Annotated in this window: 26 protein-coding genes; 5 read left to right on the top strand and 21 right to left on the bottom strand. The window is 41.7% G+C overall.

Annotated elements, in window-relative coordinates:
* The first annotated feature begins 250 nt into the window (after positions 1–250).
* The gene (locus tag GJU87_RS04010) at positions 251–703 is read left to right on the top strand and encodes a hypothetical protein (protein WP_153638316.1); all 453 of its coding nucleotides are present in this window, start codon (positions 251–253) and stop codon (positions 701–703) included.
* Positions 704–1,077: 374 nt separating this feature from the next.
* Positions 1,078–1,527, top strand: coding sequence for a RadC family protein (locus GJU87_RS04005; protein WP_153638315.1), 450 nt, complete (start codon positions 1,078–1,080; stop codon positions 1,525–1,527).
* 76 nt (positions 1,528–1,603) lie between these two features.
* Here the strand turns inward: GJU87_RS04005 and traN are convergent, their stop codons facing one another.
* The 14 genes from traN to GJU87_RS03935 form a co-directional block, all read right to left on the bottom strand.
* Positions 1,604–2,491: a conjugative transposon protein TraN gene (traN, locus tag GJU87_RS04000; RefSeq protein WP_153638314.1), complete on the bottom strand. Its 888-nt coding sequence runs from the start codon at positions 2,489–2,491 to the stop codon at positions 1,604–1,606.
* A gap of 32 nt (positions 2,492–2,523) precedes the next feature.
* A complete protein-coding gene (traM, locus tag GJU87_RS03995) occupies positions 2,524–3,810 on the bottom strand; it encodes a conjugative transposon protein TraM (RefSeq protein ID WP_153638313.1) in 1,287 nt (428 codons plus the stop codon).
* Positions 3,791–4,054, bottom strand: coding sequence for a TraL conjugative transposon family protein (locus GJU87_RS21770; RefSeq protein WP_373921484.1), 264 nt, complete (start codon positions 4,052–4,054; stop codon positions 3,791–3,793). The genes traM and GJU87_RS21770 overlap by 20 nt, the downstream gene beginning before the upstream one ends.
* Before the next feature lie 10 nt (positions 4,055–4,064).
* The gene (traK, locus tag GJU87_RS03985; protein WP_153638311.1) at positions 4,065–4,688 is read right to left on the bottom strand and encodes a conjugative transposon protein TraK; all 624 of its coding nucleotides are present in this window, start codon (positions 4,686–4,688) and stop codon (positions 4,065–4,067) included.
* A gap of 17 nt (positions 4,689–4,705) precedes the next feature.
* Entirely contained in the window at positions 4,706–5,707 is a 1,002-nt protein-coding gene (gene traJ, locus GJU87_RS03980) for a conjugative transposon protein TraJ (RefSeq protein ID WP_153638310.1), read from the bottom strand.
* Positions 5,708–5,718: 11 nt separating this feature from the next.
* Positions 5,719–6,348 (bottom strand): DUF4141 domain-containing protein, encoded by a 630-nt coding sequence (locus GJU87_RS03975; protein ID WP_153638309.1) that lies wholly within the window; start codon positions 6,346–6,348, stop codon positions 5,719–5,721.
* An 18-nt stretch (positions 6,349–6,366) separates the two neighbouring features.
* Complete coding sequence (locus tag GJU87_RS03970; RefSeq protein ID WP_153638308.1) at positions 6,367–8,877, bottom strand: TraG family conjugative transposon ATPase; 2,511 nt, start codon at positions 8,875–8,877, stop codon at positions 6,367–6,369.
* Positions 8,878–8,893: 16 nt separating this feature from the next.
* On the bottom strand, positions 8,894–9,226 hold the full coding sequence (locus GJU87_RS03965; RefSeq protein WP_153638307.1) for a DUF4133 domain-containing protein: 333 nt from the start codon (positions 9,224–9,226) through the stop codon (positions 8,894–8,896).
* Positions 9,227–9,229: 3 nt separating this feature from the next.
* Positions 9,230–9,526 (bottom strand): DUF4134 domain-containing protein, encoded by a 297-nt coding sequence (locus GJU87_RS03960; protein WP_153638306.1) that lies wholly within the window; start codon positions 9,524–9,526, stop codon positions 9,230–9,232.
* Positions 9,527–9,723: 197 nt separating this feature from the next.
* Positions 9,724–10,770 carry a nucleotidyl transferase AbiEii/AbiGii toxin family protein gene (locus GJU87_RS03955; protein ID WP_153638305.1) on the bottom strand — a complete coding sequence of 349 codons (1,047 nt, stop codon included), beginning with the start codon at positions 10,768–10,770 and terminating at the stop codon, positions 9,724–9,726.
* Positions 10,771–10,792: 22 nt separating this feature from the next.
* Complete coding sequence (locus GJU87_RS03950) at positions 10,793–11,401, bottom strand: DUF6577 family protein (RefSeq protein ID WP_308788952.1); 609 nt, start codon at positions 11,399–11,401, stop codon at positions 10,793–10,795.
* Between the two features lie 220 nt (positions 11,402–11,621).
* Entirely contained in the window at positions 11,622–12,269 is a 648-nt protein-coding gene (locus GJU87_RS03945) for a hypothetical protein (protein WP_153638303.1), read from the bottom strand.
* The gene (locus GJU87_RS03940) at positions 12,266–12,628 is read right to left on the bottom strand and encodes a DUF3408 domain-containing protein (RefSeq protein WP_153638302.1); all 363 of its coding nucleotides are present in this window, start codon (positions 12,626–12,628) and stop codon (positions 12,266–12,268) included. Before GJU87_RS03940 ends, GJU87_RS03945 begins: the two co-directional genes overlap by 4 nt.
* Before the next feature lie 3 nt (positions 12,629–12,631).
* A complete protein-coding gene (locus tag GJU87_RS03935; RefSeq protein ID WP_228491855.1) occupies positions 12,632–13,393 on the bottom strand; it encodes a ParA family protein in 762 nt (253 codons plus the stop codon).
* Positions 13,394–14,036: 643 nt separating this feature from the next.
* On the opposite strand from GJU87_RS03935, the gene mobA reads away from it, so the two are divergent.
* The 3 genes from mobA to mobC are packed head-to-tail and all read left to right on the top strand — an operon-like array spanning position 14,037 to position 17,665.
* Complete coding sequence (mobA, locus tag GJU87_RS03930; protein WP_153638301.1) at positions 14,037–14,462, top strand: conjugal transfer protein MobA; 426 nt, start codon at positions 14,037–14,039, stop codon at positions 14,460–14,462.
* Positions 14,447–15,646: a conjugal transfer protein MobB gene (mobB, locus tag GJU87_RS03925; RefSeq protein ID WP_153638300.1), complete on the top strand. Its 1,200-nt coding sequence runs from the start codon at positions 14,447–14,449 to the stop codon at positions 15,644–15,646. Before mobA ends, mobB begins: the two co-directional genes overlap by 16 nt.
* A 9-nt stretch (positions 15,647–15,655) precedes the next feature.
* Positions 15,656–17,665 (top strand): conjugal transfer protein MobC, encoded by a 2,010-nt coding sequence (gene mobC, locus GJU87_RS03920; RefSeq protein WP_153638299.1) that lies wholly within the window; start codon positions 15,656–15,658, stop codon positions 17,663–17,665.
* A 95-nt stretch (positions 17,666–17,760) separates the two neighbouring features.
* Here the strand turns inward: mobC and GJU87_RS03915 are convergent, their stop codons facing one another.
* From GJU87_RS03915 to GJU87_RS03885, 7 genes are all read right to left on the bottom strand, one after another.
* A complete protein-coding gene (locus GJU87_RS03915; protein WP_153638298.1) occupies positions 17,761–18,198 on the bottom strand; it encodes a DUF4395 domain-containing protein in 438 nt (145 codons plus the stop codon).
* 97 nt (positions 18,199–18,295) lie between these two features.
* A complete protein-coding gene (locus tag GJU87_RS03910) occupies positions 18,296–19,453 on the bottom strand; it encodes a redoxin domain-containing protein (RefSeq protein ID WP_153638297.1) in 1,158 nt (385 codons plus the stop codon).
* An 8-nt stretch (positions 19,454–19,461) separates the two neighbouring features.
* Positions 19,462–19,926, bottom strand: coding sequence for a DsrE family protein (locus GJU87_RS03905; protein WP_228491853.1), 465 nt, complete (start codon positions 19,924–19,926; stop codon positions 19,462–19,464).
* 3 nt (positions 19,927–19,929) lie between these two features.
* Positions 19,930–20,601, bottom strand: a complete 672-nt coding sequence (locus tag GJU87_RS03900; RefSeq protein WP_153638296.1) for a haloacid dehalogenase type II — start codon at positions 20,599–20,601, stop codon at positions 19,930–19,932.
* Positions 20,602–20,613: 12 nt separating this feature from the next.
* Entirely contained in the window at positions 20,614–21,219 is a 606-nt protein-coding gene (locus tag GJU87_RS03895) for a peroxiredoxin-like family protein (RefSeq protein WP_153638295.1), read from the bottom strand.
* Positions 21,220–21,250: 31 nt separating this feature from the next.
* Positions 21,251–21,457: an RNA polymerase sigma factor gene (locus tag GJU87_RS21765; protein WP_194831432.1), complete on the bottom strand. Its 207-nt coding sequence runs from the start codon at positions 21,455–21,457 to the stop codon at positions 21,251–21,253.
* Positions 21,458–21,474: 17 nt separating this feature from the next.
* Positions 21,475–22,047 (bottom strand): carboxymuconolactone decarboxylase family protein, encoded by a 573-nt coding sequence (locus GJU87_RS03885; RefSeq protein ID WP_153638293.1) that lies wholly within the window; start codon positions 22,045–22,047, stop codon positions 21,475–21,477.
* Between the last annotated feature and the right edge of the window lie 28 nt (positions 22,048–22,075).

Raw genomic sequence — 22,075 nt, 5'->3', positions numbered from 1 at the left:
ATAAAACAAAAACTGCAAGCTCCTATTGATGCAGAACTTGCAGTTTTCAATGTGAACCCAAGCGGAGAAGTATCGAACTTTTTAGTTGAAGATTATGATGCTGTATTGAGTTTTATGAATGCAGAAACGCAAAGAAAGAAACTCAAACTTTAATTGTCGGAACGATGAAAAGTAACTAACTCAGTAGTTATTTTTTTTGTATAGAAAGATTTTACGTAACTTTAAAACACTTACTCGAATTCAATTGTCAATGAATTGCATTAACCATCCATCCGAAACTGCTGTATCTCAATGTCAGGTTTGTGGTAAGGGATTGTGTGTTGAATGTACCAATAAGTTTTCAAAACCAATTTGCCCGGATTGTTTTTCAGATTCCCGGCAAAAGCAAAAAAGAACAGTTGTAGCTGAGATACTATTGACTCTTTTAATAGGATTGCCCATAGGTATTATCATTGACCTGTTGGTAACTGATACTTATAAAACCCCTGACAGCTTCTGGGAAAGCCATTTTTTCTTAATTTATATGGGGCTTGGCATTGTATCGGGATGGAAAACCTTAACACGGATAACGCCGCAAATATTTCTTTTTCTGCCGGTGCTGGGATGGGTGCTTTATTTTTTTATAAAGGCGGTCCTATCCTTGTTTGTCGGGCTGGTTGCGTTTCCTATACGGATGATAAGGAATTTGTCCCTGTTTTTTTAATAAGTAACATCCTGTTTATTAAAGTTGAAGTTACATAGATATGTAACTATTTTATCATTTCCAGCTTACTTGTCCCTTGTGCTTTTTTTTAGCAAGAAGTAATTCATTATAAATAATTCTCAAAGCCTATCTTACTATTACAATCCATTAAACTTTTGGCCAAGTTATTCATCGCCGTCCGGAAAAGTCAAGGGCGGCTGTTTTTGTTTGTTTTATGTTGCCAGCCGTCCTTTGGATGCGTTCAGTTTGTTTTAAGGAAGAAAAAACAAACGGACATGCACCCTTGACAAGTATCCATCCGGCTCAATTCGGTATGCCAAAATTTAATGGCGTGCCGGAAGCCAAAATAAATCCCAAAGGCATGGGTAACTTCAATGACTAATTTATTTTCGCTTAATGAAATTACAGTTTCTTATTCACGTAAATCAAAGTTGACGGATTTACCAAAAATTACCTGTTCAAAAGATGTATATGATTTGGTTTATCCTTCCTGGATTGTAGATATTGACCACCGCGAGTCGTTTAAAATATTGCTGTTATCGAGGGCAAACCGGGTAATTGGAATCTCAAACATGTTTACCGGTGGTTTGTCAGGAGTAGTTGTTGACCCAAAGCTGATATTTCAAACTGCCTTGAAATGTAATTCAAGCTCGATAATACTAATGCACAACCACCCAAGTGGGAACCTGGAGGCAAGTGATGCCGATTTAAAACTCACAAACAAAATTGTTGAAATCGGTAAAGTACTTGACCTTCCGGTTTTGGACCACATTATTTTTACCAGCGAATCGTATTATTCCCTCGCTGATAAATGGGAAATGTAGCGACCCTCGATAAATTAACGAAAGGCAACTGCCGGGTTGCCTTTCGTGTTAGCCCTTAAAACGGATAAGGATTCGGTCACAGTTTTCTGCTTGGTTGGGCTTTCACCAAATCCCCGTTTTTCACCACAAATCTCTGGTGCCTTCCCCCATTCTTTTCGAACAGCTCAACAACCAGTTGTTTTTTATCAGGGATGGTAAATTTCTGAAATGCAAAAACGGTACTTTCTGTTTCTTTACCCTTTACTGAGGTCAGAAGATTGTATGACCGAACAGGTTTTATAATGGTTTCTTGTATAGCAGTCCGCTTGACCACTTTTTTATCGACAATTTTGAAGACAAGGAAATCAATATCAAATGGGATAGCGGTGGTATTCCTGATTTCGGTATGCAGAAATAAAAGTCCGTTGTGGCTAAAAATCCCACGGAGTTGGAACTCAATGCCAAACTGTTTGCTATTAATATGGTTAATCCGCTTTCGGTTTGTTTTATGGATTTTCTCCATTACAGAACGAACGGCTTGGGGCGACTCGTTCCCCAACTCAGAAAGATGTACCTCTTGCGTATTTTCCGGTTTATTGCCCGGCTTTTTATTGTGAAGAAAATCTTTCATTTCAATGTTCAGCTTTTCGGGGTTTTCCGAATAGTTCACGATAAAGGAGTAAAAACTGCCTTCATCGGTAATCACTGAAAAGTTGGTTTCTTCTTTAAAACCATTAATGGCAGCTTTTATCCTGACCACATTTTCAGCGCCATCGGCTTTGCCTGCAATAATATTGGATGAGCCAAGGTCAATGTAGGAAACACCCGAAGGGAAAATAAGGTGTACCGTTTTGTCAAAGGTCACTTCGATACAATACGAAGGGATAACCCTGTCTTTTGAGATAACTTTGGTAAAACTGTTTTGGGCAAACGATGATAGTGTCAAGGTTACAAGAAATACAAATGTGAAGAATAACTGTTTCATGTTGATGGATTTTTGAATCATACAATCTGGTTTTAATTGGAAGGCATTAACAACAGGCGGTGTCCGGCTTTAAGGGTGACTTTAGGTGTCCGCAGTTTTTTTGAAACATACTGCGAAGCCCCCTGGATAAGACTCCTGCCTACATCGGCAGCCAATTGCTGACCAGCGGTTGTCCCCTGGTTGATGCTGATGCTTGTACCTGCGCCTTGTCCCATTGATGCGGTAACCTCTTTCAGGGCGTTGGTTTCCACAGAGCCGGGAATAAAAATTCCAGGCTGCCCGTCCGTGTCATACACCGAAATTTCCACAGGGATTATCCTGCCCCTGTATTCCAGCGAGCTGATGGTAATATCCAACCGTTCGCTCTGGATAACAGCAATCCCGGTAACCATTTCATTTCCGGGGATTATTACCCCTTCTGCCTTTATCGGTTCCAGCAAACGTATTTTTACATTTTGGCCTGAAACAATTATCTGGTCATTATGGATACAGGCTTTAATCGTATTAGAGGGAATTTTAACCTTGTTATCTCCTGCCGTATAAAAGCTTGTATTGAAAGGCTGGGAATATCTGTTTAAGAAAACGGAATCTTCCATTTGTTGATGAAGTGCGCTTGTTTCATTTATTCCCAGTTTAGCTACATGAACAAGGTTTTTGTTTTCCATTGGAAGTAATTCCATAGCCGGAACGCCTATTTGTCGCCGGTCCGTTTGCTGAATTTTTTCCTGTGTGTTAGGCATATACTTTGCAGCAAATTTGTAACTTTCCTCCATTAATTTGAGTTGTTGTTCTACCCGGCTGACACTGTCAGTGGTTTCTTTTTCTTCCAATTCTGCCTGTAACATTTCAACCTGTTTTTCAAGTTCCATTTCGCGTGAACCTGGCTTTGGATGGTTATAAAAACTGTTTAAATCACTGTTTACTTTTTTGTATGCCTCAGCCGATGACCGGATAGAGGATTGCGGTGCTTTTTGTGAGGCGTTTCCCCCGATGCTGCTGGTGATAATCCTGTTTTTTGCCGTGTCAGTCTTAACGCCGTAATCTTCGAGGGACAATGTTTGCCGGTTTTTCTTTTGCCCGAAAAGTTCCATCTCGTAAGCTGTTTTTTTGTCCCCGATGATTTCGTTTTTTGGTATCGGTAAATCGGTGTTCAGCCCTTTCTTTTCTTTCTCTTGCCGGGACGAAGGCATAAAGATAAAATACATTGCCGCTGCGAAAGCGATGAACATCATCGGGAAAATGACCATCTTTTTGCGCTTCTGCAGTTGTTCCGGGGTCAGTATTTTGCGTTGCCCCGTTTTATTGTTGTTTTTTTTCATTATTTGTGATTTTATGTGAAACCGTGTCCTTGGAGTTCTCCAATATTTTCAAAGGAACAATATGCTTTGGTTCTGAAAGTTTTGGCCCATTTCGGAAAATGTCCGAAACGGAACCCAAAACCAAAACAGTAAATACAATAAGCAAAACCCAAACAGTTAGCTTGCGTTGCCTTTGTGTAAGCTTTTCACAGGCATTCTTTAACCTGCGCCGAAAAGAAGTACTGATGCCGGATATTCCTTCCATTACAGGAATACTATCTGTCCCACGTTGACATATCTTCATTTTCCTTTATATTGAAATTTTCAATGATAAACCCGTGCGGGTTATTGTCGCTGCGCGAAGTATTGCGCAACCGGCAGGATGTAACCAGCCTGCGTTCAGTAACTGTCATTTCCCGGATAATATGTTGCCGTGCATAAACCGTAGCTTCGTAAGGATAGTTATTAAAGTTGCACGAAATGCTGTCAACCCATATCCTTTGGGTTACGTTGCCCGAAATCACCCGGTTGAAATACCCGCTTTCTACCAAGTCTTTGTAAATGGTAAAAACACTTTTGTCCGAGAGGTAAAAGGCACGGTTGATGTTGTGTTCAATGGCATCCTTGTCTGGCGAAAGTGTAAAAAAAAGTTCATGAAAACGCCTGATATGGTCTTTGGCCTCCACCGGCCTGTTTTGTGCCAAATCCTGCGAAAGGGCCAGTATCAGCGATTTTCCCTGGTCGAGTACATAAATTTTTTGACGCTGGGCCTCAGCATAGCTGTACGAACTCCAGAGAGCATAAACAGTTACAATTGTACTGGCACAAACAAAGATGATGGCGAACAGCCGTATCAGCTTAAAACTGCTTTCTATATTCTTTAAAGGTTTAAATTCCATAATTTTAAATGATTCGATTATCGTTTTAATATTTTTCCTGTAATATTCCCGGAGGCAGCGCCAGCCGTTCCAGATGCAACAGAAGCCCCTTTCATTGCAGCGCTGTTTACGTTTCTTCCATAATTTCCCATGCCACCGGCCTGTACAATCCATCCGGCCACACTTGGGATGGTAAAATACCCGACAATTCCGATAAGCATAAAAGTAATGTACACCCCGTCAGTACCCTGTGGGATATAGTTCGGGTCGGCAGCCATTTCTGCAATGTCTTTTTGAATCATCAATGCCTGGAGCTTAGCCAGCACGGAAGAAAAAATATCGGCCACTGGTAGCCAGAGGTAAATGCTGATGTACCGTGTAAGCCAGGTAACAAGTGTATTCTGAAAACCATCATAGACACTGAATGCAAATGCAATTGGCCCAAGAATGGACAGTACAATTAAAAAGAAAGTCCGCAGACAGTCAATTACCAAAGCGGCAGCCTGGAATATCAGCTCCAACAGATTGAGAAAAGCCTCCTGAATAGATTTTTTCAGGTTATACCAGCTTCGCTCGGCATACATTCCGGCGATGGTTACAAGGTCTTTTGGCCCCCATCCCAGTTCATCGATGGCCTTGTCAAATGCTTCATCACTCACAAGGTAAGCTTCGTCCGGGTTTCGCAGCATTTTCTCCCGTTCAATTGTGTCCTTATCCTTTTTCAGTTGTTCCAGGTCCAGCACCTGCGATTCCAGTATGCCGTTTGTCCCTCGCACGATTGGGCTTAATACGGCATTCATTGTTCCAAGGACGATGGTGGGGAAAAACAGGATGCACAGGCCAATGGCAAAAGGGCGTAGCAAGGGGTAAACGTCAATTGGTTCTGCCCGAGCCAGCGACTGCCATACCCGGTAAGCCACATAAAACAAAGCGCCCAGCCCGGCTATACCTTTGGCAACCGCTGTCATGTCCGAACAAAGGGGCATCATTTCGCTATAAAGCACCCGTAGCGCCTGGTGTAAATTGTCAAATGTATCCATAAACAAAAATTTTACCAGTACCGGTCTTCAGCATTTCCGTAAAGCGCCAGTATCCGTGCTTTGTCACCTTCCTGCTCTGCCCGGATGAGCGATATGGAAATGTTCTTGTTGGTATAGTACCGGGTGAGGTTCCGGTAATGTTTCACCGCGTTATAGCACCTGTCAACAATATCCATGCGCTCTTTATCGGTCATGGAAAGCCCGGTACTGCTAATGACGTCTTTCATCTCTTTAAGGGTAGCTGCCCCTTCTTCCAGTAGCTTTGTATAACCAAAGGCAATAGCTCCCAGCTCCTCTGCGGTGTAATATTTATCCTGCAACATCAACTCAAAAGAGCTGACATATATATCGGAAATCTCACCAATCATGAGCAGTGTTTGCTGTACTTTATAAGCGTCTTTTACAAGGTCGTGTACCGCTTTGAGTTTGTCGTAATACTCCTTTCCCTGCTGGTAAACTTTTTTTACTTCCTGAAAGTTTTTTATTACGTTGGATACCGTGCTTGATGTCTGTACAATCTCGTTGGCAGAGTTGACGATACTTTGTGCAAGGTTTACCGGGTCGGTAACCACAAACTGCGCTTTCAGCCCGGATGTGCCAAGCGCAATGAGCAGTGCGGATATCAATAATTTTGTTTTCATACATTGAAGTTTTAAATGTTAATAGGTAGAAGATTCCTGTTTGCTTTCGGCCAGCTGTTTGATGGCCATTTCAATGTTCCCGCCCAGCTTTTCCGTCAGGCGGGTGAGTTCGAGTTTTTCAGTTTCTTCGGTTGTATATGTAAAATATTCCTGCGCAGAAACTTCTGTGGCATAGACTGCGGACTGGACCCCGCCCAGTCCAACCCACACCTCCTTGTATTTCCGGCCGGGGTCGTTGTCCATGTTGATGGAAAGAATCTGTTCGCGTTCTTTTTCGGTCAATCCAAGCAATCCCTGTATTGCATCGAACTTGTTCATATACTTGCGCTGGTCGAGCAGGATTTTGCAATCCGAATTATTGATGATACTTTCCTTTACAATGGGAGAACTGATAATGTCGTCCACTTCCTGGGTGACCACCACCGCTTCGCCGAAGTATTTTCGGACTGTCTTGAACAGGTACCGAATGTACTCGCTCATGTTGGCAGAAGTCAGCGCCTTCCAACATTCTTCAATCAATATCATCTTTCGGATACCTTTCAGCCTCCTCATTTTATTAATGAAAGTTTCCATGATGATAATGGTCACGATGGGGAGCAAAACCTTATGGTCACGGATGTTGTCCAGCTCGAATACGATAAAACGTTTGTTGAGTAAATCCAGTTGCTTGTCCGAGTTCAACAGAAAATCATATTCGCCCCCTTTGTAATAAGGTTCGAGCACGTTTAGGAAATTATCCACGTCAAAATCCTTTTCCCTGACATTTTTCGAACGCAGTTCTTCCCGGTAATCTCCCCTGACAAACTCGTAAAAAGTATTGAACGAGGGAACGGTACTTTTATCTTTTTTTATAAGCCGGATGAAACTGTTCACAGCGTTGGACAAGGCCACTTCTTCCGCTCGCGTGGGGACTTCGCTGTCTTTTTTCCAAAGGGTCAGGATAAGCGTTTTGATGGATTCCCTTTTTTCAATATCAAACACCCCGTCATCGGTATAAAAAGGATTAAAAGCAACCGGGCTGTCTTCGGTATAGGTGAAATAAACCCCGTCTTCGCCCCTTGTTTTATAGTGGATTAAATCACACAGCCCTTTATAGCTGTTCCCGGTATCCACGAGTAAAATATGCGTGCCCTGTTCATAATATTGCCTGACCATGTGATTGGTGAAAAAGGATTTACCGCTTCCCGACGGGCCAAGGATAAACTTGTTCCGGTTGGTGATAATTCCCTTTTTCATGGGTAAATCGGAAATATCCACATGCAATGGTTTTCCGGTGAGCCGGTCAACCATTTTAATCCCGAACGGTGACAGGGAATTTTGGTAATTGGTTTCCCCGGTAAAAAAACAACAGGCTTGCTCTATAAATGTATAAAAGCTTTCTTCTGCCGGAAAGTCTGCTGCATTGCCGGGGATGCCCGACCAATAAAGGGTTGGGACATCGACGGTGTTATGGCGCGGCTGGCATCCCATCAGTGAGATTTGGGAACCCACATTGTTTTTTATCATTTTCAATTCCTGTGGGTTGTCCGACCATGCCATCACGTTAAAATGGGCACGTACCGAAACCAGACCCTGTGCATGGGCTTCGTTCAGGTACAAATCAATCCACTCCTTGTTTACAAGGTTGCCACGCCCATACCGGGCCAGCGACTGCATATTGCGCCCCATCTTTTCAAACCGTTTCAGGTTTTCTTCGTGGTTGTCGATAAACACAAACTGGTTATAGATGTGGTTACAGGGCAAAAGCAACCCTACTGGCGATGCAAACGACAGGCGGCAACTGCTCCTGTCTGTAGAGAGCCGCTCATACCGGCAGTCCGTGGCTACTTTCCCCGGTAAATCGCTCACATCCGAAAGGGTATGCAGACAAAGGGCATTGTCCCCGATATGCATCTGGCCGGGGTCGATACGCATGTCATTTAATACCGGTTTGCTGTTCTGTGAAAGAGCAAGATATTTTTCGATAATACCGCTCTCTTTTTCTGCACCTGCAATTTCCGCTGAGGAAAGCCTTTCCAGTGTTACGAACCCACTATCGTTCATAATGCGTTCAAACTGGCTTACCGCATCCAGGAACCGGTTTGCAGTTTCCTTATCGCTAACCTCCTTGGGGACGATAAAACCCCGGGCAAGGCTGTTGAACGTACTTTGCTGCCTTGAACGTTCTTTGGTTGTCTTTGTCAGCATCAGGTAACAATAGTGGTTCAGGAAAGGCCGTTCGTTAAAATGCCTCTGGAAGCTTCGTGAAAGAAAAGATATTTCTTTTGACTCCGGTATTTCCGGGGTATAATTTTCCTTGCAGAACCAGTCCTGTTTTAATACAACCGAATAATCGGGCAGTACTTTCAGGGCTTTGCACCACGCAGAATGCAATGTTTCATACCCGGCAGCGCTGATGGTAAAGAGTTCGGGCAACCTAACCCTGAAGGCAACGGTAATATCCGCATCTTTTGAAAGGATACAACCATTTTCCACCGCTAGCAGCGGGAATTTTTGTTCCAGTGTGCTTTTTTTTAAAATACTTCTCATTTGGATGAATGTAATTTTAATGCGATTGTTGTAACCTGGCACGACTTAGCAGTTTCTGAACTCTTCGCCGGTTTATCAACCTGCGGGGGTATCGTTTTACCGACTGTAGTTTCATCAGCCCATGGCTGCCGTATTTCCTGTTAAGGGAAAAAGTTTGCCAGATAAGCAATGGGGCGGTAATTAAAGTGAACCCAAAACAAGCAGTTTGCGGAACACCACTCATGTACATCACCATAAAAAGGATGATGATACCAAGCAGCCCACCGGCAAATATGAACAGGTACTGGCTTTTTAGCCCCTTAAATTCAACTGGCTTGTTTATGCCTTTGTTGATTGTGAATTCTGCCATGGCTTACAGGAAAAATGACCTTAAAATGGTAGCTGCCACAATCAGGAAAATACACGCCCCGAACCAGGAGGCTGCAACTTTTGAAGTATCCGGGTCCCCGCTGCTGAACTTGTTGTAAACTTTTACGCCCCCAATGAGGCCAACTACGGCACCGATAGCGTAAATCAATTTGGTGGCCGGGTCAAAGTACGAAGTGACCATCTGGGTAGCTTCCGTGATTCCGGCGCTGCCATCCCCCTGGGCCAGAAGACTGACCCAGGAAAGGACAAATACGAAAAACGAGATTACTTTTTTTACCATTTGCTTGCAATTTTATGCCGGGTAGGCTATACCCGGCGGTTAATACTTGCGCAAACCTATGGTTAAATTGAAAGGCGTTGTTTGGGTGTGGTTAAGGTTTCCCCGGTTGTCGTTGTTTGTCCGGGGGCGGAAACAGATAAGGAGATGATGAAAGAGAAAATGGCATGGGTAGGAAGTTCTTTGTTATCCTTCTTCTTTTAGCCTTTGTTCAAGCTCTTATACCAATAAAAGAAAGCTTCGGGATTCGTCTTTTTTAGTTTGTTGATTTTCTTAAATTCCTGTTCCTCAATGAGCCATTCCCTGATTTCCAACGGATTTTTAAACCTTTCTATTTTCTGGTTTTCCCCGTTATTTATTAAGGTAGTCAGGTAGGCCACTTTCGCTGCGGCTGTTATAGCTTCATCTATTGCAAAACGCTCAACCGTAAAATTTGTAAAGTTTTTAATCCCCAATTGTAGGTGATTGAATTCTTCTGATTTTAAGTTCCTTTCGGCGAGTGTGTAACAAGCTTCCCGGGTATCTTTTAATACATCATCCGTATTTACTTCCAGGTTTCGGTAGCCAATTTCTTCCTGAACCACTTTTGAATAACTGTTCCTGGTTACATCAAGGTCGGTTATCCTGTCAAATAGAAACGCAATATCGTATAGCTGTTTTATGATTTCCACCGGACGGTTCTTGGAGTAAAGGATACCGGTTGTTTTTGGTGCAAATGCGGTTAGTTTATCCCCAAGGATTGCTTCAAACGTTGGCAAAACAACCATTGTGTCTTCGCCTGAAGTTGCCAGCCAATTGTGTTTTAAAGGGTATTCCCTGGTTTGGGGATACGGGTCCGGAGCGTACAATAAATCCAGCAAAACAGGTTCTTCACGCCCATCAACAACGCTTTTATAAAACATTTTAAAATGGCCGACCGGTGCGCCGGGAATATGTTTCCTGTCGTTGTCGTCTTCCCAGCGGATAAACATATCCAACCCGCTTATCTTATCCAGGACGTCCCTGATTTTACTTTCCGCTTCAAGGATAATAATATCTATATCAATCGAAAATCGTCTGGGGGTTTCTGTTGCCAACAGCAATGCTGTCCCTCCTTTAAAAACAAATTCCAAATTATTCAACCGCAACTGTTCCAGGAAAGTCAAAGCATAAATTACTTTTTCAATCAGTTTTGGGTCAATGCGTTTCCCTAATTTACCTCTCAGGTTGGTAATCCATTCTATTGTATGTGATTTTCTATCTATCATAGGGTGTATAATATCGGCACAATCACTGTTTTTTTGCCAGACTTATATTAATTAGTTTTTCAACTTCATTTTCCCTGTTTCTGCGAAGGGCATAACGTTTCATCTTCAGTTCGTTTATTGCAAACTTTTCCATTGCAATATTCATAATAAACTCGGTTTCGTTTTGCTGTGCTGAAAAGAGGTTGGTGTCGGTCAACATGTCAACCAGAAGTTTTTCCAAAGCCGGAATGACTATCTTTTGTGTCTCCATTAAAGGAGCTTCTGAAACCAGGTTTTTGACAATAACAACTTCATCCAGATTTTGGATATACCTGTTAAATATTTCTTCATCCGGGTTCAGAAAGACATTTTTGAGCGTTTCATTGAGAAACCCGAAAACAGGTTCGGAAGCATCTTTTTCCACTTCGACGACCATATAATGTTTAAATGGCTGGTGTTGCATCAAATCGTTCAGCCAGGCGCTGTCCCATACACAAAAAATGATGTATGGAAACTCCCGTTTTATTTTGTTGTGTATTTTTTTTAAAGAGCTTGAAACTTCAGGGTTGAACAGGGATATGCTGCCCAACTCATAAATCCCCTTGGATGGGGTGCTGATTTTTCCCTTTTTTTTCAACTTCGACAAATACACGTTAATCGTATTATCAGACCAATGAGGAAAATCTTCCTTTATTGATGTGACAAGCTTTTGTTTGGAAAGCCTTTCACTTTCTCTGAAGTAATGATTAATATGTTGTTCCAGTGTTTCAGCCAAAATTGTTTTTGTTGCAAATGTAACACTATTCTTTATAAAACTGGCAAATTACGCAACTATTTGCCAATCTTATATCAATGTCCTTCCGCAAAAAACTTCACAAATATTTCCCTAAATCAAACCCCTTCACATCATCAGTTTTGAATTCTTGCCTGGCTGATTTTTTAAGTTCTGCCTCGCACCTGTCCAAAATATCGGCAACCTTTTGTTCCCCGCCTTCCACCTGGCTTATTAGCTGTTTAAGCAGGTCGGTTTTGTTTACCGTTCTGATTGTTTTAGCTGCTTTTATAATGTGAGCCTGTGACAATTCATGCAGGTGCGATTGTATGGATTCTGACATTTCGGACAGGTCGTCAAAACTGGCTCCCGTAGCCAGCACTGGGATAAGTTCAGTATCTTCAAACAGGAGTACGTCCTCTTCATTTTCCTCCTCATCTGGCTTACGTGGTGGCTCAATATCAACATCAATATTTAACCGGGCTTCTTCACGGGTGTAGAATACCTGTTCCATTTCATCTGGTGGAATCATACCTCGTTTATCTGCATTATCCTGGGCAGAACTAACGGTATATTGCCCCAGCCGGGTTTTACTTAGTCCAATAATGCTTTCGCCATTTTTCGGTGTTTCACCTTCAATTTCCACAGGTTTTCCGCCTTTTGTGCTATTAAACAAGAAATATCCTGCCCAAAGGATGCAACAAGCCACAATTACAATCACTGCAATATCATCTGCACCTATCATCATTGAAACGGTTGTTTGATATTCTCATTAAAAAGCCGGATAATTTCATCTTTAAATTGCTCAAAATGTGCTGCGATAATGGCTTCCACATAACCGCCTAAAGTAGCTTTATCCCCTCCAATGGTTGCCATTATGTTTTTGAGTTGGCTAATCAGTTCTTTACTGAGATATACCGTGCTTTTTTCACTTTCGCTTCCCCTTTGAATAAACGTATTGATATAATCGGATATATGGTTTTCCGGTACAGGGGCATCCTTTCTTTTTCGCGAATTATCTGCCGGTGGGTGGTTTTCATCTTTTTTGGGTTTGTTGCCCCCCGAAGCTACCATTTTCATAAACTCGTTATCATCAACTTCTTTCATAGCTTACAATTTCAGGTTTCCGGTAATTTCATTCAGCAATTCAACAATGTTGCTTCCTCGGGCCACTTGTTTGTCTGGAGGAAACAGCGTGGAGCGAAAAGGGCGTTGCCCGGCGCCGAGTATTTCTTTGCGGTAACGTTTGGAATCGGGGACCCTGGTTTTTAACAGGGGCAATTTCAGGTTTGCAATGCCTTTGGAGTAAATATCGTATAAAGCCGTTTTCTCCCGCTTATCGACAAGGTTCCAAAACAGGTACAACTGCTTTTGGGGGTTATCCTTAACCATTTCACTGATTGCCCTGGCGAAATTAAGGCTGCTTTCGAGCACCACCCGGTCGGCGCTTATGGGAACAAGAAATACATCCATCTCTGACAATAATTTATACATCCCTGAGGTGTTGACGGTGCCCGGAACATCGTACAATACCAGGTCAATTGTTTCTTTTGTCTGTCCAAGAAATTCTTTCACAATGTCCATCGCAGAATCGGCGGAAGCCTTTAAAATTGGATAAGCTTTTTTATCCAACCGGGTAAACTGTTCATAAGCAAGGGTTTTTAGCTGCCTATCCTCTGAAACGGTTTCTATTTCCCGTTCCCGCATTTGAAGGATACTGTATTGCGGGTAATCGCAATCCACTACCAATACATTTAACCCTTTCTCATAATGGAGATAACTTGCAGTTAATACGGTAAAAGTTGTTTTGCCAACACCACCTTTCTGGGTGGCATAAGCCATAAATAATGGTTTGTTCATTTGTTTTTCCATTGCTTTAAATGTTTATGGTTTTCATTAAATATTTCAATATTTGGCTGAATATTTATCGTTGTAAATGTGTATTCCAACAAGCGTTAATTCCATCAGGCAGATATTTATTCATACATTCCTTTAATTCTCTGTTCTTTTGTTCCATTGTCAGGATATTTCTTTGCCTGTCCATTTGCTCAGATAACTATCCGTTTCAATAATTAAGCTATTGCACATTTACGCACTTCTGCAAATGCGTAAATAAGTATTTGTGCAATCATCCACATGTTCATTTGTCTGGCAAAAAGCACATTTAACCAAATATTTTTCAAAGTATTTGTCCGCATACAAACACAAATACTCAGGCAAACAAAACTGAAAAAAGGCACTCTTGCCAAGCATTGGTCAAACTGGCCGGCTCTGTCTGTATTTGTCTATTTCATAGAATTTTAACCCTATTTACTTTTGCTGCCATGAATGGAAGTCGGGAACATTGGACTTTTGTCGGGAATTACCAACCGAACGATAGTGAAGGAATATTTGCGTCGGCAAATAGCAAGGTGTGTTTTGAGCCTCCCGAAATATTTTCGGTGGCTCAAAACTTCCGCCTCCTGGAGGCCGGTATTTTTGGCTCCGAAGTCGCAAAATTTTAAAAAATGAAACAATGGTTAAAGCTGAAAGAAAATACAAAGGAGGGCGCAAGCCCAAACCTGACCCGGTTGTGGCAAACTACACGGTCAGGTTTAATGCTGTGGACCATGCCCGTTTTTTGGCATTGTTTGAAAAATCGGGGATGAAAACCAAAGCCCATTTTATTGCCGCCCGTGTTTTTGATGAAAGATTTAAGGTAATCCAAATCAACAAGGCCGAACAGGATTATTACAGCAAACTAAGCACCTTTTACAGCCAGTTCCGGGCTGTTGGGGTCAATTATAATCAGGTGGTAAAAGCCTTCAATACGCATTTTACCGAAAAAAAGGCGTTGGCTGCACTCTATAAACTGGAAAAACTGACCATTGAATTTATCCGCCTAAACCGGCAAATCATCGAACTCACCCAAAAATACGAACAACAATGGTTGCAAAAATAAACATTGGTAGTTCTTTGTTCGGGGCTTTGTCTTATAACCAGGAGAAAGTGGATGCGGGGGAAGCCAAAATTCTTTGTTCAAACAAAGTGCTTTTGCCCACAGACAAATCCCTGACCCTGGCGTTTTGCATGAGAAGTTTTGAAAACCAGCTGCCCAAAGACATCAAAACGGAAAAGCCTGTTATTCATATTTCGCTGAACCCACACCCGGATGATAACCTTAGTGACGGACAACTTTCCACCATTGCGCAGGAGTATCTGGATAAAATGGGGTACGGCAACCAGCCTTTTGTGGTATATAAACATGAAGATATTGACCGCCGCCATATCCATATCGTATCGCTGAGGGTTGATGAAAACGGCAAAAAAATCAATGATAAATTTGAGTTCAGACGGAGTAAGGAAACAACAAATGAATTGGAACGGAAATACGGGCCGCTCCCTGCTGATAAACTAAGCCGCACTGAAACACCGCAACTCCCAATAGTCGATTACAAAAAGGGAAATATCAAGAAGCCAATTGCCAACCTTACCAAAGAACTAGCCGCTTCATACCGGTTTCAAAGCATCGGGGAATATAAAACACTTTTGTCGCTCCACAATATTGGTTTGGAAGAAGTCAAAGGTGAGTTTGACGGCAAACCCTATCACGGCATTGTTTATTTTGCTTTGGATAAAAAAGGGCGAAAAAAAGGCCAGCCGATTAAAGCATCTCTTATCAACGAAAAGGTAGGTGCTGAGTATTTGAAAAAACGTTGTGGCTACAATACACAATCCATCAAAAAAGCCAGACTAAAAGAAACTACGAGGCCGGTTATTGAAACTGTTTTGCGCATATCAAAAACACGGGAACAATTTGCACGGCAACTTCAGAAACAGGGCATTGATGTAGTATTCCGGGAAAACCAGGACGGACGTATTTACGGTGTGACTTTTATCGACCACAACCAGCATACGGCGCTTAACGGTTCCCGTTACGGCAAGGCATTTTCAGCCAATGCCCTTAATGAAAAATTCAGGCAGGAAACTTCCCAAAATACTCTCTTTGAAAGCCCTGAAATAAGGAACAAAGAAGAAGGGGCCGCAAACGGAATCTTCTCATTTATCGATTTCACCGGACAGGGGGAAAATTACGAAGAAGAAGCTTTTATCCGCCGGATGAAACGAAAAAGAAAACGCAAATAAAAAACGATTATGGCACAGGAAGACGATTTAAGGGCATTGGGCAAAATCATCGATTTTATACGGGCAGTCAGTATATTGTTTGTGGTCATACATTTTTATTGGTTTTGCTACGAGATGGTATCTGAGCAGAATCTGGATATTGAAGTTGTGGACAAAATACTGATGAATTTCCAGCAAACAACAGGCTTGTTTTCATCACCACTTTACACCAAACTGTTTGCCAACTTCCTGCTGGGCTTGTCCTGCCTTGGCACAAAAGGCGTTAAAGCCGAAAAAATCACCTGGACAAAAATAAATGTCAGCCTGGGTTTTGGCCTGTCCCTGTTTTACCTGAATTGGTGGATTCTGGAACTGCCCTTACCGGTCACAAGCAAATCAGCCTTATATATATTATCCGTTTCTTCAGGTTTTATCCTGATGCTGGTTGCCGGGACATGGATGAGCCGCCTGCTGAAAAGTAACCTGATGAAGGATGTGTTCAACAGCGAGAACGAGTCTTTTATGCAGGAACAACGGCTAATGGAAAACGAATATTCGGTAAACCTGCCAACCCACTTTGTTTACAACGGGAGAAAGCGCCGGGGATGGATTAACGTGGTCAACCCTTTCCGGGCTTCCATAGTACTGGGAACGCCCGGTAGCGGGAAGTCTTATGCAGTGGTCAACAACTACATCAAACAACAAATTGAAAAGGGCTTTGCCATGTATATCTACGATTACAAATTCCCTGACCTCAGCGAAATTGCTTATAACCATTTATTAACCCACTTAGACGGTTATGAAGTCAAGCCCAAATATTATGTGATAAATTTCGACGACCCGCGAAAAAGCCATCGGTGTAACCCTATTAACCCCGCATTTATGACAGACATATCGGATGCGTGGGAAAGCGCCTATACCATTATGCTAAACCTGAACCGCACCTGGATTCAAAAGCAAGGCGACTTTTTTGTGGAATCACCGATTATCCTTTTGGCAGCCATCATCTGGTTTCTGAAAATTTATCAAAACGGCAAGTACTGCACTTTTCCCCATGCCATCGAATTCCTGAATAAGAAATACGCCGATACTTTTACTATCCTTACCTCATACCCGGAACTGGAAAATTATTTATCCCCTTTTATGGATGCCTGGGAAGGTGGCGCACAGGACCAGTTACAGGGACAAATTGCCAGTGCTAAAATTCCGCTTTCAAGGATGATTTCACCTCAACTCTACTGGGTGATGACAGGCGATGATTTTACGCTCGATATTAATAATCCCGAAGAACCGAAAATACTTTGTGTAGGCAATAATCCCGACCGGCAGAATATTTACAGTGCTGCCTTGGGCTTGTATAATTCCCGGATTGTAAAGCTGATTAATAAGAAGCACCGGTTAAAAAGTTCTGTGATTATTGACGAGTTGCCGACGATATATTTCCGGGGGCTGGATAACCTGATAGCTACTGCCCGGAGCAACAAGGTAGCCGTTTGCCTGGGATTTCAGGATTACAGCCAGTTGACCCGCGACTATGGTGATAAGGAAAGCAAAGTTATCCAGAACACGGTCGGGAATATTTTCTCAGGACAGGTGGTTGGAGAAACAGCCAGGGTACTTTCCGAGCGTTTCGGGAAAATCCTGCAAAAACGGCAGAGTATGACCATTAGTCGACAGGACAAAACCACATCTATCAACACTCAACTGGACAGTATTATCCCGGCAGCAAAAATCAGTAACCTCACACAAGGAGTATTTGTTGGCGCGGTGTCGGATAATTTTGATGAACGGATTGAGCAGAAAATTTTCCATGCTGAGATTGTTGTGGATAATGAAGGGGTAAAACGGGAAATCGCCCGGTATAAACCAATACCTGCAATTGTTGATTTTACCGACAAGCACGGACAAGATATTTTGGAACGGGAAATTCATGACAACTACAAACAGGTAAAAAATGATGTCATCTCAATTGTGGAGAGCGAAATGCAGCGCATTCAGAATGACCCCGGGTTGGCACATTTGGTGAAAGCGGGTAAATAAATCAAATTTATCCAACTTTGAGTTAAAGCTTTTCTATCGAGAATAAAGTTTTTCCCGTAAACTGTTTGAGGTATTTAAGATATAAAATGTGCCTATTAGTATAACACCTTGTACACATAAGGGTACAATTTACAGGCTACACATATTCCAAAAACAGCTTCCAAAAAAGAAAATAAGGATAGAATTCCTGCAACAATAATGGAACTCAGATTTAGGCCAAGAAATGCGGTTAAAAAAATCACAAGACTAAAAATAAATCCAATACGTGCAGCAAAAATTTTCGGTCCTGCATTAATCAATTGTTCCTCAATGGGCAGCCATTTAACGATGCTTTTCGAGGAATTTCCTAAAATACTGTATTTTGAAAAATTACCGCTTCTCATTAGGAAGTCAACAGCCAGAAATGCCGGGATGAACCATTGGCCGGTAAATCCAAAAAGTATTAATAGCAAAACAGTGAAAGCGCCATTTACACGGGCTACTCTTTCATTTATTTTTTTATCCGAAATGGGACATATTGCATATGTTTTCATTTTCTTTTAATTTATTGTTTTTATTCCTTTTTTCTCATTTGTCGTAAGTTTTACATAACCCTGACACTTACTTTGGATTTTTATTTATGATAGAAAACTATTTTTCAACTTTTAGTTGTCTCTGATGATTGAACTCAAAGTTTCCCGATTTAATAAATTCCAGTGTCTGTTCAATGGTTGGCCGGTCGCCCCAAAAAGTGCCGGGATAAATAAACCTGACAATACCTTTTGGATCGATAATTACAGTTGTCGGTCGGTTAATGTATTCGGCATGAACTGAAAAAGCCAGCGGATCGGTGCCGAACTTTGCTCCAACTGTGCCTGCCCGGTCGAGCAGGTGCGGCCACCAAATTCGGCTGGTGTAGGCATCTTTGAACGATTCTTTTGCAAACCAGTATTTTGGTTCAAGCTCTTTTCCCACCATCACTCGTCCACGGTAAGTATCATGTATTTCAAGCGTAAATACCTGGGCACCTGCATTTTCAAAATCATCTTCCATTTCCATTAAATCGTGAAACTCGCCATGGCAAACGGGGCACCAGTCGGCAAATACCCAAATCAATACCACCCATTTATTATTTTTGTAGTTGCTTAATTGCCATTGTTTTCCTTCGGTATCGTCCAAAGTAAAATCAGGCGCAGCATCGCCAGGATTAACGGTTTCAAAAGTTGTTTCATCCAGCGCCTGCCATGCTTCCAGATTTTTTCGGGTTACTCCCATTCTATTTTCAATCTGGTAAATCGCCAGTTCGCACTGGTGTTGAACATCACGGGAAGGGTCGTTCTCTAATTTTTCCCTGAGCAAGTTTAACGACTGTTCCGATTCCATTTGCCCCAATGCAATAACCGCCTGCGACCGCACGATTGCAACCGCATCGTTTTTAACAACACTTTCAAGCTCGGGTATTGCCTGTGTAGCCCGCAAAATGCCCAGTGCCTTTGCACTAACCTGGCGTACATAGGGCGAGGCATGAACCAGTCCGGCTTTAATGGCAGCCGTTTCATTAAGTCCTGCACGCACCAAATCCCTGACCGCCAGCAACCGCACTTTCCAATCGTCGTTATCCAAATCGGCAATGCCATCTTTCTTTAAATCCCGGTCAACGGTCATCGAGTTTTCATCGTTTAAAGGATGAAACGGGTGTGCAGCAAGTTTGGAAAAGATACCCGGAACACTTCTGTTTTTTTCTTGTGCTTTGATATTCATACCAATGAAAACCTGTATTACTATAAGCGGAATAATTATTTTTTTCATTTCAGTCTTTAAAAGGTTAAAACCTTGGCATCACTTTTCAGGTAATCGGTCAGCGGTTTGCCCATTCCTTTTACCTCGAAATTGAGGTTTTTGAGCTCATCGACTACTCCATACGCTGTTGCGCAGGCAATACAGGCCTGAATTTCAACCCCGTCGTTTTGCATGGCTTTTAGCTTTGCCTGAATTTTCAGATTTTCGGAAACCATTTTTGCAGATGGCCCCCAAATTACTATTGTTACTTCTTTGAACCAACCGGCAGTTTTGGCAGCATGTGCATACATTAAAACCATTCGTTCAGCCAGGTAAGGATCATCGCTTGTCCAAACTATTACCAGTTTATCAGACGTGTTTTCGGATTTTTCTTGTTGCCCCATAACTTTTGTTGTATTAAAAAACAAAATTGTGGTTAAAATGGCTAATAAAATTTTGGTTTTCATTTGTATAAGATTTTTGATTTGTAAATAGTATTTCAATAATTATTCGTTAAAGACTGTAGCCAAATCTAGTAATCCATTGATGGTTTTAGTGGGTTTTATTCCCCACGTATCAAAAACAGCATCCGGACTTCGTTGTATCCATACCGAATTCATTCCGTAAGAAATTGCACCGATTACATCAAAAGGGTTTCCTGAAATGAGCCATGAAATGGTTTTGGACGATTTTGATTTTAGTAAAAAATGTTCATACACAGCAGGATTTGGCTTGAACGTTTTAACATCGTCAACACTCACAACATCTTCGAAAAAATGAAGGATGCCTGCATTTCCAAGTAAGCCGTTTACATCGGCAGCGCTTCCGTTTGAAAAAGCAAATAAACGCAAGTTTACCGATTTTAATTTTTCCAGGCTGTCGCGAACATCTGTGAATGCTGGTAAAACCTTGTATTCGCGCATTAAACGGTTCCTTTCTTCAGGTTGAAGATTGCATTTCAATACTTCACAGGTAAAATCAAGGGCATTTCTGTTGCATTCCGAAAAATCAACATAATTTTTCATCAGCCCCCGACGAAACGTATATTCAAGTTGCTTCGCCCGCCAGGAGTCCATAAAACTTATAGCCTTGTCGCCTACAAAAGTATGAACCAAATTTGAAATACCATGCGTATCAATCAAGGTACCGTAAACATCAAATGCAAGGGTTGTAGCCATTCGTAGTTAATATTATTGTTCGTTTTTCAGTTCTCTCAATACAGCCATTAAAAGGCCGGCGCTCAATCGAACTTTGTAATCAGGATTAATGTATTCAAATTGTATTTTCCCGGAAGTATCAACCACAAAAACAGACGGAACCGGAAGGAAGCCATCATTCAATCCATCCGATTTTTCATTCAACATTCCGGAGTATTTTTCAGGCGCTTTAAATGCTATTCCAAGCGACTGGATAAATTTTCCGTCGGCATCGGAATACAAACTGTAATCCAATTTATCTTTCTCATCAGTTGCCTGCAGGTTTTTGGGCGAATCGGGGCTTATGGCCACAATTTGATAGCCCAATTTAACTACTTCGCTTTGCACTCCCTGTATTTCTGAAAGATGGGCATTACAAAACGGGCACCAGCCGCCACGGTAAAACAACAGTACAGTTGGTTTTTCAGCTATAATTGCTGAAATCTTGTGACTGGTCGCATCAGGCGCTTTCAGTTCTGCTTCAGAGATGGTTTCCCCAATAAGCAATGGTGAAATATCTTCGGCTTTTTCTGCGATTTGGGCGCTTGCTGCAAAAACAGCAAAACCAAGGAAAATAAAAATAAGTGATACATTTTTCATTTTATTTATTTTAATGTGTTAATAATCTTCATTATTGCAATGAATTTATTTTGATTGTGGTTAAAGTTACCCTCGATAAGAAGATACTCCTTTTAATAGTATCCACTGGCAAGTCTAACTTTTGTGCAATTTCAATGAATTTCGAACCGTTTAGAAACATGATAAATGGAACACGATATTCATCAGGTAGTGAATCAATGCATTGATTAATATCAATAAGTGAAGGATTAATTTTCATTGATTTTTCATAAACTGTTATTTGCAGTCGCAAGCACTTTCGGGTGCTTTCCATTTAAAGTCTTCAATAACTTTATCAAGCGGAGTATGTGTAATGTGGTTCACGTAGTTGCTAATGGTTTTTTGGCCAATGCCAACCACCAGTTCCAGTACATTTTTTTGCGTGTAACCGGCAGCCAAAAATTTAGCAATGTCTTCTTCAGACGCCCAACCTCTTTTTTTCACTAAAAGCGCAGTAAATTGCCTGAATGTTTCAAGTTTCGAATCTTTCAATGGCAGGTTGGTGCGCAGGGCTTCAATCATTTCTTCAGGCAATTTATACATTTTACCAACCATGGAATGAATGGCCATGCAATAATGGCAACTGTTGTTATAACTAACCGTTAGCCAAACAATGTTTTTTTCAACCGGGCTTAACGAGGTGGCATCGAACAAATCGGCCATTTGCCGGTAGGCTTTTAATACTTCGGGCGATTCAGCCATTATTGCATACAAATTTGGGATAAACCCGTTTTGTTTTAAAGCTCCCGAAAGGGTTTCCTTTGAACCTTCAGGTGCTGTTTCAAGTGTGTGTAATTTAAATTCTGTCATTCTAATTATTTATTTAAAAATTAATTCT

It is taken from the genome of Prolixibacter sp. NT017 (genome assembly GCF_009617875.1).
Taxonomy (GTDB): Bacteria; Bacteroidota; Bacteroidia; order Bacteroidales; family Prolixibacteraceae; genus Prolixibacter.
This window is presented reverse-complemented; position numbering and strand designations above follow the sequence as displayed.

What these genes read in the sequence shown, in the direction of transcription:
- mobB (WP_153638300.1), top strand. Translation starts at nt 14,447, where the DNA reads ATGGTTGCAAAAATAAACATTGGTAGTTCTTTGTTCGGGGCTTTGTCT.
- GJU87_RS03915 (WP_153638298.1), bottom strand. Translation starts at nt 18,198, where the DNA reads ATGAAAACATATGCAATATGTCCCATTTCGGATAAAAAAATAAATGAA.
- GJU87_RS21765 (WP_194831432.1), bottom strand. Translation starts at nt 21,457, where the DNA reads ATGAAAATTAATCCTTCACTTATTGATATTAATCAATGCATTGATTCA.
- GJU87_RS03965 (WP_153638307.1), bottom strand. Translation starts at nt 9,226, where the DNA reads ATGGCAGAATTCACAATCAACAAAGGCATAAACAAGCCAGTTGAATTT.
- traN (WP_153638314.1), bottom strand. Translation starts at nt 2,491, where the DNA reads ATGAAACAGTTATTCTTCACATTTGTATTTCTTGTAACCTTGACACTA.
- traK (WP_153638311.1), bottom strand. Translation starts at nt 4,688, where the DNA reads ATGGAATTTAAACCTTTAAAGAATATAGAAAGCAGTTTTAAGCTGATA.
- GJU87_RS03970 (WP_153638308.1), bottom strand. Translation starts at nt 8,877, where the DNA reads ATGAGAAGTATTTTAAAAAAAAGCACACTGGAACAAAAATTCCCGCTG.
- GJU87_RS03975 (WP_153638309.1), bottom strand. Translation starts at nt 6,348, where the DNA reads ATGAAAACAAAATTATTGATATCCGCACTGCTCATTGCGCTTGGCACA.
- mobC (WP_153638299.1), top strand. Translation starts at nt 15,656, where the DNA reads ATGGCACAGGAAGACGATTTAAGGGCATTGGGCAAAATCATCGATTTT.
- traJ (WP_153638310.1), bottom strand. Translation starts at nt 5,707, where the DNA reads ATGGATACATTTGACAATTTACACCAGGCGCTACGGGTGCTTTATAGC.
- GJU87_RS03960 (WP_153638306.1), bottom strand. Translation starts at nt 9,526, where the DNA reads ATGGTAAAAAAAGTAATCTCGTTTTTCGTATTTGTCCTTTCCTGGGTC.
- GJU87_RS03885 (WP_153638293.1), bottom strand. Translation starts at nt 22,047, where the DNA reads ATGACAGAATTTAAATTACACACACTTGAAACAGCACCTGAAGGTTCA.
- GJU87_RS21770 (WP_373921484.1), bottom strand. Translation starts at nt 4,054, where the DNA reads ATGGAAGGAATATCCGGCATCAGTACTTCTTTTCGGCGCAGGTTAAAG.
- mobA (WP_153638301.1), top strand. Translation starts at nt 14,037, where the DNA reads ATGGTTAAAGCTGAAAGAAAATACAAAGGAGGGCGCAAGCCCAAACCT.
- GJU87_RS03895 (WP_153638295.1), bottom strand. Translation starts at nt 21,219, where the DNA reads ATGAAAAATGTATCACTTATTTTTATTTTCCTTGGTTTTGCTGTTTTT.
- GJU87_RS03900 (WP_153638296.1), bottom strand. Translation starts at nt 20,601, where the DNA reads ATGGCTACAACCCTTGCATTTGATGTTTACGGTACCTTGATTGATACG.
- traM (WP_153638313.1), bottom strand. Translation starts at nt 3,810, where the DNA reads ATGAAAAAAAACAACAATAAAACGGGGCAACGCAAAATACTGACCCCG.
- GJU87_RS04005 (WP_153638315.1), top strand. Translation starts at nt 1,078, where the DNA reads ATGACTAATTTATTTTCGCTTAATGAAATTACAGTTTCTTATTCACGT.
- GJU87_RS03945 (WP_153638303.1), bottom strand. Translation starts at nt 12,269, where the DNA reads ATGATGATAGGTGCAGATGATATTGCAGTGATTGTAATTGTGGCTTGT.
- GJU87_RS04010 (WP_153638316.1), top strand. Translation starts at nt 251, where the DNA reads ATGAATTGCATTAACCATCCATCCGAAACTGCTGTATCTCAATGTCAG.
- GJU87_RS03940 (WP_153638302.1), bottom strand. Translation starts at nt 12,628, where the DNA reads ATGAAAGAAGTTGATGATAACGAGTTTATGAAAATGGTAGCTTCGGGG.
- GJU87_RS03935 (WP_228491855.1), bottom strand. Translation starts at nt 13,393, where the DNA reads ATGGAAAAACAAATGAACAAACCATTATTTATGGCTTATGCCACCCAG.
- GJU87_RS03910 (WP_153638297.1), bottom strand. Translation starts at nt 19,453, where the DNA reads ATGAAAAAAATAATTATTCCGCTTATAGTAATACAGGTTTTCATTGGT.
- GJU87_RS03955 (WP_153638305.1), bottom strand. Translation starts at nt 10,770, where the DNA reads ATGATAGATAGAAAATCACATACAATAGAATGGATTACCAACCTGAGA.